The sequence below is a fragment of the Flavobacterium flavigenum genome (assembly GCF_027111255.2).
Lineage (GTDB): Bacteria > Bacteroidota > Bacteroidia > Flavobacteriales > Flavobacteriaceae > Flavobacterium > Flavobacterium flavigenum.
The window spans coordinates 4,257,038-4,272,328 of record NZ_CP114285.2 but is presented as its reverse complement, the minus strand read 5'-3'; the positions used below and the strand labels follow the sequence as shown (position 1 = coordinate 4,272,328).

The 15,291-nt window shown below is 34.0% G+C and carries 14 protein-coding genes; 6 read left to right on the top strand and 8 right to left on the bottom strand.

Annotated elements, in window-relative coordinates; translation table 11 throughout:
- Positions 1-6 precede the first annotated feature (6 nt).
- From OZP09_RS17685 to OZP09_RS17670, 4 genes are all read left to right on the top strand, one after another.
- Complete coding sequence (locus OZP09_RS17685) at positions 7-843, top strand: hypothetical protein (protein ID WP_269234993.1); 837 nt, start codon at positions 7-9, stop codon at positions 841-843.
- Positions 840-2,273 carry a glycosyltransferase family 2 protein gene (locus OZP09_RS17680; RefSeq protein WP_269234992.1) on the top strand — a complete coding sequence of 478 codons (1,434 nt, stop codon included), beginning with the start codon at positions 840-842 and terminating at the stop codon, positions 2,271-2,273. Before OZP09_RS17685 ends, OZP09_RS17680 begins: the two co-directional genes overlap by 4 nt.
- 81 nt (positions 2,274-2,354) lie before the next feature.
- Positions 2,355-3,575: a DUF763 domain-containing protein gene (locus OZP09_RS17675; protein ID WP_281309747.1), complete on the top strand. Its 1,221-nt coding sequence runs from the start codon at positions 2,355-2,357 to the stop codon at positions 3,573-3,575.
- A gap of 187 nt (positions 3,576-3,762) precedes the next feature.
- Complete coding sequence (locus OZP09_RS17670) at positions 3,763-3,969, top strand: hypothetical protein (protein WP_269234990.1); 207 nt, start codon at positions 3,763-3,765, stop codon at positions 3,967-3,969.
- Positions 3,970-4,023: 54 nt separating this feature from the next.
- Here OZP09_RS17670 and OZP09_RS17665 read toward each other — a convergent pair whose 3' ends face one another.
- Complete coding sequence (locus OZP09_RS17665) at positions 4,024-5,385, bottom strand: pyridoxal-phosphate dependent enzyme (protein WP_281309746.1); 1,362 nt, start codon at positions 5,383-5,385, stop codon at positions 4,024-4,026.
- Between the two features lie 50 nt (positions 5,386-5,435).
- On the bottom strand, positions 5,436-7,406 hold the full coding sequence (locus OZP09_RS17660) for a putative porin (RefSeq protein ID WP_281309745.1): 1,971 nt from the start codon (positions 7,404-7,406) through the stop codon (positions 5,436-5,438).
- A 171-nt stretch (positions 7,407-7,577) separates the two neighbouring features.
- On the opposite strand from OZP09_RS17660, the gene rnhB reads away from it, so the two are divergent.
- Positions 7,578-8,246 (top strand): ribonuclease HII, encoded by a 669-nt coding sequence (rnhB, locus tag OZP09_RS17655; protein ID WP_278008929.1) that lies wholly within the window; start codon positions 7,578-7,580, stop codon positions 8,244-8,246.
- Positions 8,247-8,329: 83 nt separating this feature from the next.
- On the opposite strand, the gene OZP09_RS17650 is transcribed toward rnhB, so the two are convergent.
- The 3 genes from OZP09_RS17650 to OZP09_RS17640 form a co-directional block, all read right to left on the bottom strand.
- Complete coding sequence (locus OZP09_RS17650; RefSeq protein ID WP_269234987.1) at positions 8,330-9,181, bottom strand: nuclear transport factor 2 family protein; 852 nt, start codon at positions 9,179-9,181, stop codon at positions 8,330-8,332.
- Between the two features lie 380 nt (positions 9,182-9,561).
- Positions 9,562-10,260 (bottom strand): lipoyl(octanoyl) transferase LipB, encoded by a 699-nt coding sequence (gene lipB / locus OZP09_RS17645; protein ID WP_281309744.1) that lies wholly within the window; start codon positions 10,258-10,260, stop codon positions 9,562-9,564.
- A 161-nt stretch (positions 10,261-10,421) separates the two neighbouring features.
- Complete coding sequence (locus tag OZP09_RS17640; protein WP_269234986.1) at positions 10,422-11,177, bottom strand: hypothetical protein; 756 nt, start codon at positions 11,175-11,177, stop codon at positions 10,422-10,424.
- 322 nt (positions 11,178-11,499) lie between these two features.
- Between OZP09_RS17640 and lysS the strand changes: the two genes are divergently transcribed.
- Positions 11,500-13,203, top strand: coding sequence for a lysine--tRNA ligase (lysS, locus tag OZP09_RS17635; protein ID WP_269234985.1), 1,704 nt, complete (start codon positions 11,500-11,502; stop codon positions 13,201-13,203).
- Positions 13,204-13,485: 282 nt separating this feature from the next.
- Here lysS and OZP09_RS17630 read toward each other — a convergent pair whose 3' ends face one another.
- The 3 genes from OZP09_RS17630 to OZP09_RS17620 are packed head-to-tail and all read right to left on the bottom strand — an operon-like array spanning position 13,486 to position 15,213.
- Positions 13,486-13,680: a hypothetical protein gene (locus OZP09_RS17630; RefSeq protein WP_269234984.1), complete on the bottom strand. Its 195-nt coding sequence runs from the start codon at positions 13,678-13,680 to the stop codon at positions 13,486-13,488.
- 52 nt (positions 13,681-13,732) lie between these two features.
- Entirely contained in the window at positions 13,733-14,044 is a 312-nt protein-coding gene (locus tag OZP09_RS17625) for an RloB domain-containing protein (protein ID WP_269234983.1), read from the bottom strand.
- A gap of 2 nt (positions 14,045-14,046) precedes the next feature.
- Positions 14,047-15,213, bottom strand: coding sequence for an AAA family ATPase (locus OZP09_RS17620; RefSeq protein ID WP_269234982.1), 1,167 nt, complete (start codon positions 15,211-15,213; stop codon positions 14,047-14,049).
- Positions 15,214-15,291: the final 78 nt, after the last annotated feature.

The window sequence follows — 15,291 nt, the reverse complement described above, 5'->3', positions numbered from 1 at the left end:
GTCAACATGATGAATATCTGGGAGCTTTATAAAAACAGTCATTGGGTAGAACCTTTTCTAATGGGTTCAATCTGCTTGTTTGTTGGCCTATCAGCTATCCTCTATTTATTAATTACAGAAAGCCGAAACAGAAAAATAAAACAGGAAAAACTCAGAAATGATTACGAGCAAGTCATTGTAGAGTTAATGTATTCAGTAGTTTTTATGGATACTCCTTTTTCTTTGGTGAAAGAAGATTTAAATTATGCGCCTTTTTTGAAGAATACTTACTTCAGAACAGTACTCGCCGAATCTGTTATCAATCTTCACAAAAATTATGATGGCGTTTATGCCTTAAAACTGGAGCAGTTTTATAAAGATTCAGAATTAATAAATACTTCTTTCAAAAAACTTAAAAGCCATAAATGGGAAGTAAAATGCAAAGGGATTACAGAATTGGCCGAAATGAATATTACAGAAGCCTTTGATACTATCATTTCTATTTCCAAATCCAAAAACAAAACCTTAAAAATCACAGCCATCAATGCTGCCATTAAGTTAGAAGGAATAAAAGGAATCATACATCTCACTGAACACCCCTATCCTGTTGATGACTGGACGCAGCTGAATATTATAAATGCTTTCAAAAAACACGATATTGGCGATGTACAGGGTGTAGAATATCTGCTTGAATCGAAAAACTCAACGGTTGTGGCGCTGGGGCTAAAACTCATCAAAGAACTTAAGCTTACGCAAAAACTACATCATGTAGAACAATTGACTGAAAAAGCTCCCAACACATTCATACAATATGAAGCACAAAGTGTATTACAAGCGCTAACCGTAAATCTTGCAAACGAATGAGTTTTTTTACTAGTGAAACTATATGGTTTTTGGATGCTTATATACTCCTGATACTTGGATATGCCATCCTAATCATGTCATCTTATCTCATATTAGCTTATCTTTCTACAAAAGCGCTAAGGAGCTATCTTAAAAAGAACAGTTTTGTAGATTACGAAGTATTGCTTACCAGTGAGTTTGCACCAAAACTTTCCTTAATTGCCCCTGCCTATAATGAAGGGTTTACTATCGAAGAAAATGTAAAATCATTACTTTCTTTAAATTACAATAATTATGAGGTAATTGTGGTCAATGACGGCAGTAAGGACAATTCTATGGAAATCCTGGTTAGTACCTATGACCTTGTCCTGACAGAATTTGAAGTAGATTTAAAAATCGAAACCAAAAAAGTCAGAGGAATATATACTTCCAGAAATTCTGCATTTAAAAAACTGATTGTTGTCGATAAAGAAAATGGAGGTAAGGCTGATGCTCTAAACGTAGGCCTTAATATTGCACAAAATCCTTATGTTGTCTGCATCGATGTTGACTGTATCCTGGACAAAGACTCTTTATTAAAATTAGCAAAACCTTTTTTAGAATCTCATGGCAAACGTATTATTGCTACCGGCGGCGTTGTAAGAATAGCGAACCAGTGTGTTATCCGGAATGGACGCCTTGTTGAAGTACACATACCAGATGCTATTTTACCAAGAATACAGGTTTTAGAATACCTTAGGGCTTTCCTTTTAGGGAGAATGGCCTGGGGCAGACTTGACGGACTATTGCTTATCAGTGGGGCGTTTGGCGCGTTTGACAAAGAAATAGCATTACTATCAGGAGGCTATGACACCAAAACGGTAGGTGAAGACATGGAACTTGTAGTCAGAATGAGAAGATATATGGTTGAAAATAAACTACCCTATTCTGTTAGCTACATACCTGACCCGCTTTGCTGGACAGAAGCGCCAGAAGATTTCAAAATCTTCAAAAAACAACGCAGCCGATGGATGAGAGGAACAATTGAGACACTTACAATTCACAAAAAAATGTTCCTGAACCCTAAATATAAACTTCTGGGCATCGTTAGTATACCGTATTGGACATTTTTCGAATTTCTGGCTCCTGCCATAGAGTTTATAGGACTAATTATAACCTTATTATTTATATTCTTTGGTTTTATTAACTGGCATTTCTTCCTATTGTTAGTTCTTTTTGTTTATACCTTTGCTGTGTTCTTTTCAGTTATAGCGCTGTTTAGTGAAGAGTTCACTTATCATAAATATCCAAAACAAGCCGATTTTTTCAAGCTTCTGCTGGCCGCTTTCATAGAACCTTTGTACTTCCATCCGCTTACAGTATATGCTGCCTTAGTGGGTTATAAAGAAAAAATTAGGGGAACTAAGGGCTGGGGTGAGATGACAAGAAAAGGTTTTACAAAAAAAGAATAATTCATATAAATTAGCCCAATTGCTGTTTTAGTACATTAAAAACATTTTTTCGTATTTTTACAGCATACAAAATCCCTTTTCATGAAACGTTCCGGAACAGCAGATCTTCCATTGCATTATGGACATGTACCCGTATGGCTTGCCGAACGTATGTCGAAACTTGGCTTCGCAATAGTTGAAACTATTGCAATGGAATTTTCTACATCAGAAGTGATCAGTAAGCTGAGTAATCCTTTCTGGTTCCAGAGTTTTGGAGCTGTTATGGGAATGGACTGGCATTCATCCGGCATTACAACTTCTGTACTTGGCGCCTTAAAAAAATCTGTAAATCCACATTCAAAAGAACTGGGCATTTATATCTGCGGTGGTAAAGGCAAACATTCTATGCTCACCCCCAAAGAACTTTTATTTGTAGGTGAAAAAACAGGGCTTGATGGCAATAACCTGGCAAATTGCAGCAAACTAACCGCAAAAGTTGACAATACGGCCATTCAGGACGGATTTCAATTGTACCAGCATAATTTTATTGTTGACAATAAAGGACAATGGGCTGTTATTCAGCAAGGGATGAATCCTGACTCTAAAACTGCAAGAAGATATCACTGGCATTCGCAAGACCTGAAGTCTTTTATCAATGAGCCGCACACTTTTATATATGGCGAAAATCAGGGATCGATTTTAAATCTTACGGCACAAAATGCTGAAAAATCAAGAGAAGGAATTTTAGAACTTTCGAAAGAATCCCCGACAAAAATCATGAAAGAAATGCAACATCTTAAAATGCCCGCACATCATGATGTCAGAATGGAAAATGTCAATATGAAAAGACTCGGAGCAATGTTATGGGCAACCCATGAGAATCATCCGGAAGATTTTGAGGAACTTTTACTTTTAAAAGGTATGGGGCCAAGAGCTCTTCAGTCATTAGCATTAGTAAGCGAAGTAATTTACGGAACCCCGACCAGATTTCAAGACCCTGCCCGATTTTCATTTGCACACGGTGGAAAAGATGGTCATCCTTTTCCTGTTCCTGTCAAAATTTATGACGAAACAATTGACACTTTACAAAAAGCAATAAACCGTGCTAAAATTGGAAACAGCGATAAAATAAATGCCATACAGAAATTATCAGAAATTTCCAGAAAGGCTGAGGAAAGTTTTACACCCAACTCTAACTTTGATGCACTGCTTCAAAAAGAGCGGAATGAATCATATAAATATGGCGGAAAAACTGTTTTCGGCGATGCTAAACCTCCTAAAAAAAAACCTGTTAATCCAAATAACCAACTGGAATTATTTTAGTCCCAAGGATAAAAACTTTTACAACCATTTTAATATTAGTCTCATAATTATATAAATACAGATTTCAATCTTATAAAAAAAGAGCCTACTGATCCATTTAATTTTACATTATTAACAGAATAGTTTCAACTTAAATGGCTAAAGAAGCTTTTAAGAATTCAGCCAAAAATAATTAAAATTAAAAGTCATGGTCGAAAAAAATTATGATCCGGATAATGATAATTGTCCTGAAAAAGACACAATAGAAAATCTTTATTTACAAAAGCAATCAGAGAAAAATAAAAACATACAAACAGTTGAAGAATTTATAAACGATCGTCCAAACAGAACTTCAAAAAAAGATAATTCGAACCATACCGTTTCTGATTATTATGAAGAAAAAAGCAATAATTAAAAAAAGGCATACATGTTTTGAATGTATGCCTTTATAATTTCCGGAAAGACTGTTTTATTTTATAGCCCCTATAATATCGTATTTCGTAATAATATGATGATTTCCATTTCCTAAATCTACCAAAACAGCATCATTTTCCTTTGTAAACAGCTTTGAAACTTCTTCAATTGAAGTACCTAATTTCACAATCGGAAAAGGTTTCCCCATTACTTCTTTAATCGGTTTTTCGGCAACATTTTTGTCGGCAACATAACTTCTGAACAGGTCTGTTTCATCAACCGAACCCACGAATCCGTTAATATCAACTACAGGAATTTGTGAAATTTTATATTTACGCATACGCTCAATAGCGTGCGAAACCAATTCTTCTGTACGAACAACAATCAATTCTTTGTCAATATGATCTTTGATCACATCTTCTGCTTTTGTTACATTTTCATCCAGAAAACCACGTTCCCGCATCCAGTCATCATTAAACATTTTACCTACATAACGGCTTCCCGAGTCGTGAAATAATACCACTACAACATCATCAGGTTTGAAATGTTCTTTTAACTGCAGTAATCCTTTTATACAGGCTCCTGCTGAATTTCCAACAAATATCGCTTCTTCTAATGCAAGTTTTCTGGTATAAACCGCTGCATCCTTATCTGTTACTTTTGTAAAACCATCAATTAGTGAAAAGTCAACATTCTTAGGCAATATATCTTCTCCAATCCCTTCAGTGATATAAGAATAGATTTCATTTTCATCAAAAATGCCTGTTTCATGGTATTTCTTAAATACAGAACCGTAGGTATCGATGCCCCAAATTTTGATGTTTGGATTTTTTTCTTTTAAATATTTCCCCACTCCTGAAATAGTTCCACCGGTTCCTACCCCTACTACAAAATGGGTAATTTTTCCATCTGTCTGTTTCCAGATTTCAGGTCCTGTCTGTTCATAATGCGCAAGGGAATTTGATAAATTATCGTATTGGTTTACATACCATGAATTGGGTGTTTCTTCTGCCAGTCGCTTTGAAACCGAATAATAAGATCTTGGATCCGTTGGTTCTACGTTGGTAGGACAAACAACTACTTTGGCACCCACAGCGCGCAAAATATCCATTTTTTCTTTAGATTGTTTGTCTGATATCACACAAATCAGCTTATACCCTTTTATGATTGCCACAAGCGCCAGTCCCATCCCGGTATTCCCTGAAGTTCCTTCAATTATCGTTCCGCCCGGTTTCAAACGTCCATCTGCTTCAGCATCCTCAACCATTTTCACGGCCATTCTGTCTTTCACAGAATTTCCCGGATTAAAAGTTTCGACTTTTGCCAATACCAAAGCATCAATCCCGTCAACAACTTTATTAAGTTTGACTAATGGTGTATTGCCAATGGTTCCTAAAATATTATTTGAAAAGTCCATATCTGTATCTGTTTAATTTTGCTTTAATATAAAAAAACAAATTCCGTTTTTTATTGAAAGAAATTCCAAACCAAACCAAAGCGGATAGTAAAATCGCGATATGGGTTATTTGGAGCTGAATAATAATTGCTTTCGCCAAAAGTCGAATTAAAATGCTCTGCTTTTAAATAAATTCTGGTCTGGCGAATTTTTGCATTCAGGAAAAAATCAAAAGTTGGATAACCTCCTATCTTTTTAGTATTCTGAACAAACATTTCCGCCACTACAGGATTGTAATCATTTGCATAGTATTTTGTAAAGTAATTAAAAATAATTCCGGTTTGAAGAAAAAGTGCCTTATCAAAGAAATAGGCCGAATAATAAAAAGTATTTCTGGTTACAAAATCCGGGACATTTAAAATCAGTTCTGATTGTGTTACCTTCTGATATAAAAAGGTGTTATCGAAACCAAAATCTCCAAATTTAAATTCCCGGTTTGCTTTTACCGATATATAGTTGATTATGTTCCCATATTGCGCCGGATTTACGATTTGAGTTCTGTTTGCTTTTTGTTCCGTAGTTGAAACATCTTCAAAATACAAATGATCGTTCAATACAGAATACTGAACCTCGCCATTTAGCCATGGTGTATAAATTTTTCCGCTAAACGAATTGATTTTTTCATTTTTAAAATCTTTCCCCCAATTATACTGTACATAACTGCTTTGGTAAAGTTCATAATTGTTATTTGGAAGTTTGCTTATGTTTTGGTAACGAAAATCAAACTGAATTTTTTCGTTTAAATTATACCTCAGCTTAGCATCTAAATCTGAAATGGTTTCTTTTGTAATGGATCTTGTCAATAAAAACCTTCCGTTCCATTTGTTTTTCTGATATTCATACTGCCCTCCAATATTATTAACCTGCCTGTATAAATTGTCATTAACAGCAACTCCATTCCCGTCATTATTAAGAATAATACGGTAATATTTATAATTTGAACGGTAATCGTCAATGAAAAAATTAAATTTTCCAAGCAGCACATTTTCATAAGTCAATCCTGCTTTATTATACAGTTTTTCAAAACGGGTTTGATCTTTAATGTTACTTGTCACATAAGATTCCCCAAATCGCTCTACAAAAGTATTTTCTACTGTTGATAAAACTGTAGGTTGTTTGTATTCAAAAAATTTATTTTCAAAATTAAACTGGTGCGTAACATATAAATTATTGCTCGCTTGTTTAGGATTTATCCTGAATGCATGATCAAAAAACAGCCTTTTTCCTTTTAAGAAAGATTCGGCATCAGTAAGATAAACCTCCAGTCGCTGACGATTTGTAAAAGTTGGATCCCCGCTTTCAAAATCTTCAGCCGTTGTAATTCCGCCATTTTCTTCATTTAAAACATCCTGATAGGTATAATGGGTATATAAAACATAACGTTTATCCGTTGTATTATAACTTGCCCCAATCCTGAAATTTCCAATACTGGTTAACTGGTTAATATATTTCCCTTCTGATCGCAAACCTCTGTAAGCAGCAAAAAAATTGAGATTTTTTGAAGTATTCAGCGTAATGAAAGAATCTACATTTTGTCCCTTACCGATTGAGGTATTAAAGAACAATTCTGTCAGTGGTGTTGCTACATGGTAGTAACGAATATCACTGGCACTCATAAAATTAAAATGCTTTCCCTGAAAACCCATATCAGGATAAGGAGAAAAATCAGTCAGGCTGTATTGCAATACATTGTAGGTTTGCCCAATATTAGAAAAAGGCAAAAGTCCAAAATTATCTCTTCTAAGGTAATTTTGTCTATAGGCACTCTTTATGGTTAAAGAAGTATCTACAATAGTCGTATCATGTTCTATCGTGACAATTTGATATTGGTCAATTTTAGCTACAAGCGCTTTTTTCTTTTTTACAGTATCCGTAATACTTGAATATTGCGAATTCATATCTAAATTCTTTTTAGGAGTTACTTCCTGGGAAAACAATAAAGAAGGCAGAACTAACAGATATAGAAAAAAAAGTATTCTCATTTTATAGCGTATGTATAATGATTTTTGGATATGATTGCTAAAGCAAAGGTAAATTATAAATATGTATAAATAAAAAAACACATGAATTTATACCATCGCTTCAGTAAACACAATGAGAACGTATATTTTTACAGAAAATTTTACAATCTTTGTGTTTTAAAACGCATCAGAATGCTTCAGAAAAATTTTTCAGGATATGTCTTCGAAACTGGCACCGATGAAGCCGGACGCGGTTGCCTGGCTGGTCCGGTTACTGCTGCCGCTGTGATTTTACCAGCCGATTTTGAGCACTCATTTTTAAATGACAGTAAGCAGTTATCTGAAAAAATAAGGGAGTCCTTAAAACCGATTATCGAAGAAAAAGCAGTTTGTTTCGCCGTAACGCATTTACATCCGGATGAAATTGACGAAATTAATATCCTGAATGCTTCAATGAAAGGAATGCAGGAATGCATTTTGAAATTAAAACAAACACCCGAGTTTATCATTGTTGACGGCAATCGTTCACTGAATGCAAAACTAGGCCTGAAAAATACTTTTGGAAGACAGTTTTCTGCTACTGAAATTGAGTTACTAAAATCAATTCCAAATCAAAGCATTATAAAAGGTGATTCAAAGTTTTTAAGCATCGCTGCAGCTTCCGTTCTCGCAAAAACATATCGTGATGAATTTATGAACGAAATTCACAAAGAATTCCCGATGTACAACTGGAAACAAAACAAAGGTTATCCAACCAAAGAACATCGCGAAGCCATAAAAAAATACGGAACTACAAAATACCACCGAATGAGCTTCAGGCTCTTGCCGGAGCAATTGGAACTGGATTTTTTTGAGCTATAAAAAATACTTACTGAGTTTTTTAATCAAAATGACACCTTTTTTATTCTACGGAATACTGATTATCTTTTAAATTTAAGTATCCATTATTTTTTGCTCTTCAGGAATTCAGCAAATTGTTTGGTGTCAAAATAAAAAGGCGTGATCCCCATAATTTTTCCGTTTTTCAAATCAAAATGTTCGGAGACTGGCATCGAAAGTGCCTTACCTGATTTTTTTGCCTTGCAGTTGATGGTAAAATAAACAATTACTTCATTTTTGGAAGTATCACTAAAATAAACAGGTTCTTTTTCTATCTGATAATCAAAGAATTCAGCTGATTTTGCAAACATTTTAGTCCATTCCTCAAAACCTTTATACGTTCCGCCGTATGGAAGTCCTGTTGCCTGATTGTAAACTGCTCCGTCTTCGATTAAAGAAGCTATCGCATTGATATCTTTAGTTTTAAAAAGGCTTTCAAAATATTTTTCAACTACTTTCAAATTATCAGCTTCCAGATTCTTTAAAACATCATCCTCTGATAAGGTTGCATCTTTGTTCCAGAAACTAATAATTTTACTGATTTGTCCTTTTCCGTTTAATCGGGCAAACTCACGGCCTCCCATTATCAGTTTATTTTTAGAATCCTGGATTTTCCAGTCCCAGCTTACATAATTGTCTTTTACAATTTTTGGCCCTGAGGTCAATACAGCATCCGGATATTTTTTATAAAATTCATTAATCACATTATTAAATGCAGTAATACCTTTTACTGAAGCTGAAGGATCTTCAAAAGTACTGTCTTCGAGCCAGATTATTTTTATTATTTTTAATCTTGCATCGCTGTTACGCTCCTGCCATATCTTTTCATACATCGTAACCGGATATAATTTATCCTTTTTTTGAGCCAAAATCCCATTACAAATAAAAAGTAAACAGATAAAGTAAATTTTTCTCATAAGTCAGACAAGTTTGATTGATAGAAGATTATAAGAATGAATAATCTCAAATTTACCAAAAATACCGGGAAGAATTGCAACAAATCAGTAAATTAACTTTTAAATCCTGTATCCATAAAAATTGGCTAACACTATTTCTTTTTTTGAAAGCAAATTTGGGCGCTAATCTGTAAATAAAATACAGTAGCTTCACTTTCGAAACCCTGATTTTATTTTGGTTGCTTCTGATTCCTTTTAGCATTTCAGAAACTGCTTTCTTAGGTGTTATTACTATTTTAGGAGGATTTCCATCATGCCATGGAGTGTCAGCTACCGGAAACATCACTACTTTTTTTCCGAAAACACTAAAGAATTTAAAACCGAAATCATTTTTGAATAGTTTACATAAATTCAGCTTCAAATAACCGAGCTAAATGTTTTATGATTTTAGACTTTACTTCTTCTTCATCCACTTTTTCAACACCAAGTTCGACATTTAAAGTAGTAACGCCTTTCCCACGGATTCCACATGGAATGATATTATCGAAATACCCTAAATCAACATTCACGTTTAAGGCAAATCCATGCATGGTAACCCAGCGGGATGCACGAACGCCCATTGCGCAGATTTTGCGGGCAAACGGAGTTCCAACACCTAGCCATACACCTGTTTCTCCTTCGCTCCTGCCCGATTCTAATCCGTATTCAGCCAACGTTAGGATAATTGATTCTTCAAGTAAACGCAGGTATTTGTGAATATCGGTAAAGAAATTTTCCAGATCCAGAATCGGATACCCTACAATTTGCCCGGGACCGTGATAGGTAATATCACCGCCACGATTGATTTTATAAAAAGTCGCTCCTTTTGCTTCGAGCTGTTTTTCGTTTAATAACAAGTTTTCAAGATCACCGCTTTTTCCTAAAGTATAAACATGCGGATGCTCTACAAATAATAAGTAATTTGGAGTAGGAATTTCAGTTTCTTCCCTTCTGTTCTGGATTTTCAAATCGACTATTCCTTTGAATAATTCTTCCTGGTATTCCCAGGTCGTTTTGTAATCTTTAGCTCCGAGGTCTTTTAGCTGGATGATTTTGTTCATTGTATTATTTTGAAGTGCAAAAATACAATTAAATATTGTGATTCAATATGTAAGATCTTAAAGGCACAACCTACATAACATTTTACCGCAAATTCACAAATTATATTTTTAAAGCAAGAAACAAAATTTGCGAATTTGCAGTTTTAAAAAAATTCTCCTAATTATTTTTCAAACTCAACATCAAAGTTAAGTTTGTCCGGATTCTCCATATAATCCGTAAAAGGGTATTGAATTGTAATTGTTTTTCTGTCTTCGCTGAACAAAGCATTCGGATTCGAAACTTTCTTTATTTTTTTAGGAAAATGATACTTTAAAATATAATTAGACGATGCAAAGATCATTTTTGACATATCAGGAGCAGAATCTTTTGCTTTTTCAGCCAGTTTTTTGGTATCGATAACTGCTTTTCTGCTAAACTTCTTTCCGTCATAATTATAACTTAATTTACTGTTGTTATTGCCAAAATTACTCCCAAAAGGCGATGATGCATTTCCGCCTTTTTCTAATTGTTGTAAAACACTTAAAGTCTGCAGAATATCCTGCATTTCGTTTACATTTTTAAAATCGCTTGAAAGTGTCATTAAAAACTCTTTCTTTTCAGAACTCATTTTAGTGTTCACCACAAAATTTTCTAATTTTTTCAGCTCTTTCTGAACTTCCGGCGAAAGTTTTGCTATACTGTCTTTTTTCGCTTCGAATATTTGTTTGAAGGTAAAAGAAGAGTCAATATCTTTTTTTGCTTCGGCTCCCATTTGCTGGGTCATCTGGTCTCCTGCCATAGCCATTAATGAGGAACCGTCCATATCTACAGAGAATTTTCCGGTTCCGTTATCGTTGATTGTAATGTTTTCAGTAAAAGTACAGCTTGTAAGTGTTGCCAGTAAAAAAGAAAAACTAAGTAGTTTGTATAATTTCATCGTAGTACATTTTTTATCAAAGATACAAACTTTTTTAAGCTACTAAGGTCGTGGGATTTTAAGTTGCTAAGTTTTTACAGCCAGTTCAATACTATTAGTAACACCTCCAACTAAAATGTCTTTTGAAAACCAAAATTTCTAATTTAGCCCCGATAGAAATGGAAATCCTTTTGTGCCGGGGTTCGGCATAAAAGATTGTAATGGATAGCGGGACAAAAGTTCATGAAAAAACCTCAAACTTCTGCTGCAAAAAACCTTAACACTTTGAGTTGAAACTTGAAACAAAAATTTTATCTTTGCAGACTTAAAAAAAGAGCACAAAATGGCATTATCAGAACAAGAAATCATCAGAAGAGAAAAACTTCAAAACTTACGCAACTTAGGAATCAATCCTTATCCGGCAAATCTTTTTCCTGTAAATCATACATCTAAGCAGATAAAGGAAACTTTTGAAGAAGGTAAGAAGGTTATCGTTGCAGGACGTTTGATGAGTGTTCGTGATCAGGGTAAAGCTTGTTTTGCTGAGTTACAGGATAGCGAAGGACGTATTCAATTGTACGTAAACCGTGATGTTTTGTGTGAAGGTGACGATAAAACTTTGTACAATCAGGTTTTCAAAAAATTAACCGATTTAGGGGATTTTATTGGTATTGAAGGAGAATTGTTTACGACTCAGGTTGGTGCAAAATGTATTCGTGTGAGCGGTTTTACTTTTTTGAGTAAAACGTTGCGCCCGCTTCCGTTGCCAAAAGTGGATGAAGAAGGAAATGTACACGATGCGTTTAACGATGCTGAATTGCGTTACAGAATGCGTTATGTAGATTTAACAGTGAATCCACAGGTTAAAGAAACGTTTATTAAACGTACCAAGTTATTTACTGCAATGCGTAGTTATTTTAACGATGCTGGATATTTGGAAGTTGATACTCCGGTTTTACAATCTATTCCGGGTGGTGCTTCGGCAAGACCATTTATTACGCACCATAATTCGCTTGATATTCCGCTTTACATGCGTATTGCAAACGAATTGTATTTGAAAAGATTGATTGTTGGTGGATTTGAAGGTGTTTATGAGTTCTCCAGAAACTTCCGTAACGAAGGTATGGACAGAACGCATAATCCTGAATTTACTGCAATGGAAATATATGTAGCTTACAAAGACTACAACTGGATGATGGAATTTGCTGAAGGCTTATTGGAGCATTGTGCGATTGCTGTAAATGGAACTAGTGAAGTTACTTTTGGTGAGCACAAAATCAACTTTAAAGCGCCTTATGCACGTGTTACCATGACTGATTCTATTAAACACTTTACTGGTTTTGATATTTCTGGTAAAACAGAACAAGAATTGTTTGAAGCAGCTCGCGGAATGGGAATCGAGGTTGACGAAACAATGGGTAAAGGAAAATTAATTGATGAGATTTTTGGAGCGAAATGTGAAGGAAATTATATTCAGCCAACTTTCATTACAGATTATCCAAAAGAAATGTCTCCGCTTTGTAAAGAGCACCGCGATAATCCAGACTTGACGGAACGTTTTGAATTAATGGTTTGCGGAAAAGAAATCGCAAATGCGTACTCTGAATTGAATGATCCAATTGACCAAAGAGAGCGTTTTGAAGACCAAATGCGTCTGGCTGCAAAAGGGGATGATGAAGCAAACGGAATTATCGATGAAGACTTCTTAAGAGCTTTAGAATACGGAATGCCTCCAACATCCGGAATGGGAATAGGAATGGACCGTTTGATTATGTATTTGACAAATAATGCTTCTATTCAGGAGGTTTTATTGTTCCCGCAAATGCGTCCGGAGAAAAAACAAACAATTGAACTTTCTGATGAAGAGAAATTTATCGTTGATTTATTGAAAGGAAATGATAATAAAATGGATCTTCAGCAATTAAAAGTTACAGCCAATTTAAGCGGTAAAAAATGGGACGCTTCGATGAAAAACTTATCTAAACACGGTTTAACGAAAGTGGCTGTGGAGGGAGAGTTTAAATTTGTGGAATTGGTGGAGAATTAAAATATATAAGATATTCATTTAATCTGTTTGATAATAACATTGATAACAGGTTATGACATTACCTTGTACGTAAAATTGGGTTTAGGCATTTTGTATGATTGTATAACTTGTTACTTTTTTAATAACTCAAAGCTTATGGAAAAAATAAAAAACGGCGTGTTTAAAACTTTGACCGCGTGAGCACAATTTTTATTACAAAATGTCGAATGGATGGCTCAAAGTTAAGGGTTCGAATCCCTTCTCATGCGCAAAAAAAAGAGCTTCGTTGGAAGCTCTTTTTTTTTACTTATTTTTTTGATTTTCTAAATAAATAACTAATTCATCTACATTAGTAAAAGGATTTAAATTAAAAATTTCAACCCCATCATTATTTTCAATTACATTTAACCTGCTTTTTTCAGCATGAGATTTTGCTGTGTGTATTTTGTCTTTTAGAATTGAATAGTGCTTGAAGTTGTTTTTTTCATAGTTCTCCATTCCTGCACATTTTTTCAATTCCTTTTCCAACTCGGCTTGCGAAGTAAAAATTCTAGTCGAATTTACTTGAAAAAATAACATCTGCACTTTTTTGAGAAGCAAGTTTGAAAACATCTCCTCGCTTTGGAAAATTATCATGATCAAAAACTACAAATATTTTTTCAAAACCATCTTTCTTAGCATTTTTTAAAATATCAGTTACATCCCCTTTACAATCAATTACATTTACAGCAATGGTTTTAGGCAACCCTAAATCCTCTTTCATTGCATTAAAATAATTTTTCTCCGTTAGTCCTTCACAAAGAATCAAAACTTTGGAATTGAAACTTCTTGTTTTAAAATTATTCTTTGGTCTTTTAGCCATAATTATGAATTTATAAATTCAATTAATTCATGTCTAAAAGTTTCCTTTGCAATATTGGGTACTCCTCCTAACCTTCCTTCTGTATACCATTTTTCAAAATTACCCTCTCTGATTCCTTTAATATCAGAGACAGTATACAGTTCAGTTTCTCCTTTTGAATTTTTCTCTACTAAATTGATTTGATCTCTTCTTAATTTGTTCTCAAGGCTCAATAAGGTTGTATCATGTGTAGCAAATATAAACTGAGCACCATATTTATTAACTTCTGGATCATTAAATAAACCTAAAATATATTGTGCAATCTCTGGATGTAAGCTTCTTTCAAATTCATCTACAACTAAAACACTTCCACCTCTCAATCTATTTAAAACGATAGGACTAAATGCAATAACCCTCTGTGTTCCAGACGATTCATCTATAAACTCAAACTCTATTTTTTCATTTTTATCATTCAAGTGAAATGTTTTAATTCTCCCATCAATTTCTTCAAAATCAACTACTTGAGTATCTATTTTTTGAATTAGGGATTTTGATAATTTTAAGAGATCCCCCCATACTTGCAAGTCTTGAAACATTATTTTGCTAAAAGTATCATTAAATTTATTGGAATGGAAGCCATCAGTTGTAAAAACTACAATAAGAGTAATCTCCTCATAAACTTTTTTGGCAATTTCAACGTTTTCAAGCGCAGCTTTACCTAAAAATAATTGATTCTCAGTTGTACGTTGTTTTATCGTTTCAAAAATTCCTTCATATCCATTTCCTTTAACGATTTTTTGACGATTCCTTTCAAAAACTTTTACCTGCACTCCTTTTGGATAGATCATTAAAGTTTCATTTAAAATTTCATTCGCTGATACTTCAACAGAATAAACATGTAAAACTTCATCAATTAACAAATCAATAGAAAAGTAAGAACCTTTTGTTAAATTTTCATTACTTAATTTAAATGGATCATGCAAAAAAATATTACCATTCGGTTTATTATCTGTAGACATCTCTATAAATGCTCTAAAAGCATACAACGCTCTAATAATATTACTTTTCCCACTCGCATTAGGCCCATAAATAGCTGCTGAAGTCAATGCATAATAATCTTTATTTTTTGTAGCCTCGGGATTTGTCTTCTTGATTACGTTTACTGGATTTTTTAAATCGCTAGGTATCATAGACAATTCAACCATTTCATTAATTGAGCGAAAATTTGAGACTCTAAAGTTTAACAACATCACTTAAAGGTTTTATTT

Excerpts from the sequence above, each read along its gene's own strand:
- OZP09_RS17685 (WP_269234993.1), top strand. The coding sequence starts at position 7 with ATGATGAATATCTGGGAGCTTTATAAAAACAGTCATTGGGTAGAACCT.
- OZP09_RS17680 (WP_269234992.1), top strand. The coding sequence starts at position 840 with ATGAGTTTTTTTACTAGTGAAACTATATGGTTTTTGGATGCTTATATA.
- OZP09_RS17675 (WP_281309747.1), top strand. The coding sequence starts at position 2,355 with ATGAAACGTTCCGGAACAGCAGATCTTCCATTGCATTATGGACATGTA.
- OZP09_RS17670 (WP_269234990.1), top strand. The coding sequence starts at position 3,763 with ATGGTCGAAAAAAATTATGATCCGGATAATGATAATTGTCCTGAAAAA.
- OZP09_RS17665 (WP_281309746.1), bottom strand. The coding sequence starts at position 5,385 with ATGGACTTTTCAAATAATATTTTAGGAACCATTGGCAATACACCATTA.
- OZP09_RS17660 (WP_281309745.1), bottom strand. The coding sequence starts at position 7,406 with ATGAGAATACTTTTTTTTCTATATCTGTTAGTTCTGCCTTCTTTATTG.
- rnhB (WP_278008929.1), top strand. The coding sequence starts at position 7,578 with ATGCTTCAGAAAAATTTTTCAGGATATGTCTTCGAAACTGGCACCGAT.
- OZP09_RS17650 (WP_269234987.1), bottom strand. The coding sequence starts at position 9,181 with ATGAGAAAAATTTACTTTATCTGTTTACTTTTTATTTGTAATGGGATT.
- lipB (WP_281309744.1), bottom strand. The coding sequence starts at position 10,260 with ATGAACAAAATCATCCAGCTAAAAGACCTCGGAGCTAAAGATTACAAA.
- OZP09_RS17640 (WP_269234986.1), bottom strand. The coding sequence starts at position 11,177 with ATGAAATTATACAAACTACTTAGTTTTTCTTTTTTACTGGCAACACTT.
- lysS (WP_269234985.1), top strand. The coding sequence starts at position 11,500 with ATGGCATTATCAGAACAAGAAATCATCAGAAGAGAAAAACTTCAAAAC.
- OZP09_RS17630 (WP_269234984.1), bottom strand. The coding sequence starts at position 13,680 with ATGGAGAACTATGAAAAAAACAACTTCAAGCACTATTCAATTCTAAAA.
- OZP09_RS17625 (WP_269234983.1), bottom strand. The coding sequence starts at position 14,044 with ATGGCTAAAAGACCAAAGAATAATTTTAAAACAAGAAGTTTCAATTCC.
- OZP09_RS17620 (WP_269234982.1), bottom strand. The coding sequence starts at position 15,213 with ATGATACCTAGCGATTTAAAAAATCCAGTAAACGTAATCAAGAAGACA.